Source organism: Corallococcus sp. AB045, from assembly GCF_003668895.1.
Lineage (GTDB): Bacteria > Myxococcota > Myxococcia > Myxococcales > Myxococcaceae > Corallococcus > Corallococcus coralloides.
Map to the genome: position 1 here is coordinate 1 of NZ_RAWN01000362.1, position 4,333 is coordinate 4,333.

5 protein-coding genes are annotated in these 4,333 nt (G+C 67.0%); all 5 read right to left on the reverse strand.

Features of this window, described 5'->3' with window-relative positions:
• Window positions 1-8 precede the first annotated feature (8 nt).
• Genes D7Y21_RS40415 through nrfD form a run of 5 tightly spaced genes read right to left on the reverse strand, consistent with a single transcriptional unit; the run spans window position 9 to window position 4,233 of the window.
• On the reverse strand, window positions 9-494 hold the full coding sequence (locus D7Y21_RS40415) for a hypothetical protein (protein WP_121718553.1): 486 nt from the start codon (window positions 492-494) through the stop codon (window positions 9-11).
• Complete coding sequence (locus D7Y21_RS40420) at window positions 491-1,690, reverse strand: hypothetical protein (RefSeq protein ID WP_120567454.1); 1,200 nt, start codon at window positions 1,688-1,690, stop codon at window positions 491-493. The genes D7Y21_RS40415 and D7Y21_RS40420 overlap by 4 nt, the downstream gene beginning before the upstream one ends.
• A complete protein-coding gene (locus D7Y21_RS40425; protein WP_120567453.1) occupies window positions 1,687-2,247 on the reverse strand; it encodes a cytochrome c in 561 nt (186 codons plus the stop codon). Before D7Y21_RS40425 ends, D7Y21_RS40420 begins: the two co-directional genes overlap by 4 nt.
• On the reverse strand, window positions 2,244-2,789 hold the full coding sequence (locus tag D7Y21_RS40430; protein WP_120567452.1) for a DUF3341 domain-containing protein: 546 nt from the start codon (window positions 2,787-2,789) through the stop codon (window positions 2,244-2,246). Before D7Y21_RS40430 ends, D7Y21_RS40425 begins: the two co-directional genes overlap by 4 nt.
• 4 nt (window positions 2,790-2,793) lie before the next feature.
• Window positions 2,794-4,233: an NrfD/PsrC family molybdoenzyme membrane anchor subunit gene (nrfD, locus tag D7Y21_RS40435; RefSeq protein ID WP_120567451.1), complete on the reverse strand. Its 1,440-nt coding sequence runs from the start codon at window positions 4,231-4,233 to the stop codon at window positions 2,794-2,796.
• Window positions 4,234-4,333 lie beyond the last annotated feature (100 nt).

A 4,333-nucleotide genomic window follows, 5' to 3' on the forward strand; every position in this document is an offset into this window, starting at 1 on the left:
GTGGGAGCCTACTTCTTCGGGGCCGGAGCCGGGGGCGCCGTGTGCGGCGCGGACTCCGGGGCCGGGGCCGGCGTGGGAGCCGGGGCCGGCTCGCGGGCCTTCTGGGCCTCGGTCGTGATGACCTGGTCCATGGCCTTGTCCAGCGACTTGTGGGCGGCGACGCCCGGCTGGTCACCCCAGCCGTTCTTCAGCGCCTGGTGCTGGCCGCCAATCTTCTCCGCCGCGCGCCAGTCCTGTTCGAACAGGCGCTGGTTCACGATGCCCACTTCGTACTGGCCCACCGCGGCGGGGCGCGGAGGAGGACCGTCCGGCTGGGCCTCCTGCATGGTCACGACCTGGATGCGCCAGGCCCACACCGCGCCCACGAGGAAGAGGACCATGGCGCCCACACCGACGCCGACGACCTTCCCCATGACAAGGTGGTCTTCCTCGGCGGCGACGCCATGCGCGCCGACGATGACCCGCGATTCGACTTCGGACTGGGTCTTCTTCATGGCTGCACGTACCTCAGGGACTCCGCGATGTAGGGGTCCTTCACCGGGAACGTGTACTTATTGCGCGCCCGGAAGAGGGCATAGCCCACCGAGACCCCGCCCACGCCCACGAAGGCCGTGAGAATCGTCCAGTGGAAGGTCGGCCCGGCCTCGCCGGAGAACGCCGGCCAGATGAGCCAATACAGGTCCACGGCGTGCATGAGAAGCATGTAGAGGGCGGCCACGGCCAGGGTCCCGGTCTTCTCCTTCAGCTTGCGTGACAGCAGCGTGAAGAACGGCAGCACGAAGTGGCCGAAGAAGATGACGAGAGAGACGTCGCGCCACGGGCCGTACATGCGCAGGCCGTACCAGGGGGCCTCTTCCGGGATGTTGGCGATCCACACCAGCAGGAACTGGGAGAAGCCGATGTAGGCCCAGAACGCCGTGAAGGCGAAGATGAGCTTGCCCAGGTTGTGGTAGTGCGGCGTCTTCACCAGGCTGCCGTACAGGTCCTTGCCCTGGGCCCTGATCGTGGCCAGCGTGAGGACGCAGAAGGCGGCCAGGAAGCTGCCGGCGAAGTAGTAGACGCCGAAGATGGTGGACTGCCACAGCGGGGTGAGGCTCATCAGCCAGTCGAAGGAGGCGAAGGTGATGGTCAGCGCCAGGAAGGGCAGGGCGCCCGGGGAGAAGCGGCGCTGCTTGACGGTGAGCTCCAGCCCGCCCGACTCGTCCTGCTGGGTGCTCCAGCCGTACAGCCGGTGGGAGACGAAGATCCACACCGCGAAGTAGATGACCTGGCGGACGATGAAGAAGGTCCCGTTCAGGTAGTGGGCCTTCTTATGCGCCAGGTGCTCCACCTCGATGCCGTGGATGTGGGCGGCCAGCGGCGAGCCATCCACCCAGGGGTACAGGTGCTTCATCATGGGGATGAAGGCGAGGATGAGCACCGCGAAGACGGGCACCGCGATGGACATCGTCTCCATGGCGCGGCGCAGGACGATGGGCCACTTCGCCTTCGCCGTGTGGAAGATGGCCAGCATGATGAGGGCGGACACACTGATGCCGACCCAGTAGGTGAAGCCCAAGAGGTAGCTGAAGCTGGTCGCCTCCGGGTTCATGAAGAAGCCCACGGCGGTGAGCACGAGGCCCACCACGCCCAGGCCGAACGCGGGCACCATCAGCTTGGGCGTGCCGGTGTAGCGCTCCATGGCAGTCATCGGTTCTCCTGCGGGACGGGCTGCGTCCCGGCGGTGCTGCGGGCGGCCTGCAGCGCGCGCACATAGGCGACGACGGCCCAGCGCTCACGCGTGTCGAGCTCACCCGAGAAGGACGGCATGATGCCGTAGCCCTCGTTGATGGCGGTGTAGAAGTGGCCGGCCGGCTTGTCCGCGAGCTCCAGCAGGGACGGCGGCAGGCGCAGCGCCATGTTCTCCGCGACGACGCTGTTGCCGTCGCCGAGCACGCCGTGGCACTGCGAGCAGACGATGTTGTACTTCTTCTGGCCAAGCTCCAGCAGGTGCTTGTCCACCGGCAGCGGGATGGCGTTCACGGCCACGCCGTTGGCGCGGCCCGTGGAGATGCCCGGGTTGCCCACCGGCCGCTCGCGCGGGACGGTGCCGGCGGGGGGCACGCGCATGGCGCGGCCGTCCGGCCAGAACTCGGACGTCTCGTAGTACTCGTACTTGGCCTGGTGCTCCATGCGCTGGAGGAACTCAGAGCTGACGTTGCAGCCCGTGAGCGCGGCGAGCCCGGCGGCGGGGATGAGCCACCTCATTCGTTCTCTCCCGACACGACGGTCACGTGGGTCGCGCCCAGGGCCGTCAGCTGGTTCTTGACGTCCGCGGCGTCCGTTCCCGTGGGGTGCGGGATGCTCAGCCAGAAGCCGTGCGTGGACGCGCTGCGGAACTCTTCCGACTCAAAGGCCGGGTGGTAGGGCTGCGGCAGCTTGCTCAGGCCGAGCAGGCCAAAGAAGATGCCAAACGCGGCGAACAGCACGCTCAATTCGAACGTGATGGGCACCCAGGCCGGGAGGCTCAGGAGCGGACGGCCGCCGACGTTGAGCGGGTAGTCGACGGTGTTCATCCACGTCTGCATCGTGAGGGCGGTCACCATGCCGGTGAGGCCGCCGCCCAGGGCGATGAAGGGCATGCGGGAGGGCGGCAGACCGAGGGCCTCCGACCCGCCGTGCAGCGGGTACGGGGAGTAGGTGTCCATCCCCTGGAAGCCCTTCTCGCGCATCTGCTGCGTGGCGGAGACGAGGGCTTCCGGGGTGGCGAACTCGGCCATCACCCAGGAATCAAGGACCTTGGCTTCCATGATGCTAGTGCGCTCCGTGGGTGGCCGCGGCGTCCGAGCCGTGGTGTCCGTTGCCATGGGCGGCGTGGGCGGCGTGCTTGAGCTCCAACTGGAGCTCCTTCACCTCGCTCACCGCGACGGCGGGAACGAACTTGAGGAACAGGAGGAACAGGGTGCCGAACAGGCCCAGCGTGCCGATGTAGATGCACCAGTCCACCCAGGTGGGCGTGTAGATGTCCCACGAGGAGGGCAGGAAGTCCTGCGACAGCGACGTCACGATGATGATGAAGCGCTCGCACCACATGCCGATGTTCACCGCGATGGACGCCACCCACATGATGGGGATGCTGGTGCGGCACTTCCTGAACCAGAAGATGTTCGGGGTGATGACGTTGCAGGCGATCATCAGCCAGTACACGCCGGCGTAGGGGCCCGTGGCGCGGTTCACGTAGAAGGTCCAGAACTCGTACTGGTTCATGGAGTACCAGGCGATGAAGTGCTCCATCATGTACCCGTAGGACACGATGAGGCCCGTCGCCAGGATGACCTTGTTCATGTTCTCCAGGTGGCGGTCCGTAATCACGTCCCGGAGACCCAGGTACTTGCGGGCGGGCACGATGAGCGTGATGACCATCGCGAAGCCGCTGAACACGGCGCCGGCCACGAAGTAGGGCGGGAAGATGGTCGCGTGCCAGCCCGGAATCTGGGACACGGCGAAGTCGAACGACACGATGGTGTGCACGGACACCACGAGCGGCGTCGAGAGGCCGGCGAGCAGCAGGTAGCCAATCTTGTAGTTGTGCCAGTGACGGCCGGAGCCGCGCCAACCCAGGGCGAACAGGCCGTAGATGGTGCGCTGCAGCTTCCCCTTGGACGAGTCACGAAGGGCGGCCAGGTCCGGGATGAGGCCCACGTACCAGAAGAGCGCGGACACCGTGAGGTACGTGGAGATGGCGAACACGTCCCACACGAGCGGCGAGCGGAACTGCGCCCAGGCGCCCAGGGTGCTGGGGTAGGGGAACAGCCAGAAGGCGAACCAGGGACGGCCCGTGTGGAGCAGCGGGAACAGGCCGGCGCACATGACCGCGAACAGCGTCATGGCTTCCGCGAAGCGGTTGATGCTCGTGCGCCACTTCTGCTGGAAGAGCAGGAGGATGGCGGAGATGAGCGTACCGGCGTGGCCGATACCGACCCACCAGACGAAGTTGATGATGTCGAACGCCCAGCCGACGGGCTGGTTGTTGCCCCACACGCCGATGCCGCGCGCGAGGGTGTACGTGACACCGACGACCAGGAGGCCCAGCGCCGCGGACGTGATGCCCAGCAGCATGAACCAGCCCTTGCCGGGCTTGCGCCAGACATGGTCCAGCAGCGTCTCATTGAGGGACTTGTCGTCGTGGTGCGGCGCGACGAGGTCCCGGGGCTCGAGGGGGTCGAGCGGGAGTGCGTGTGCGGTCTCGGCCATGACGGTCAGTGACCTCCTTCATGCGCCGGCGCGGCTTCAGCAGGGGCGGCGGGCACGAGGGCAGGGTTGGGGTTGCGCAGGCGGATGAGGTGGGCGGTGC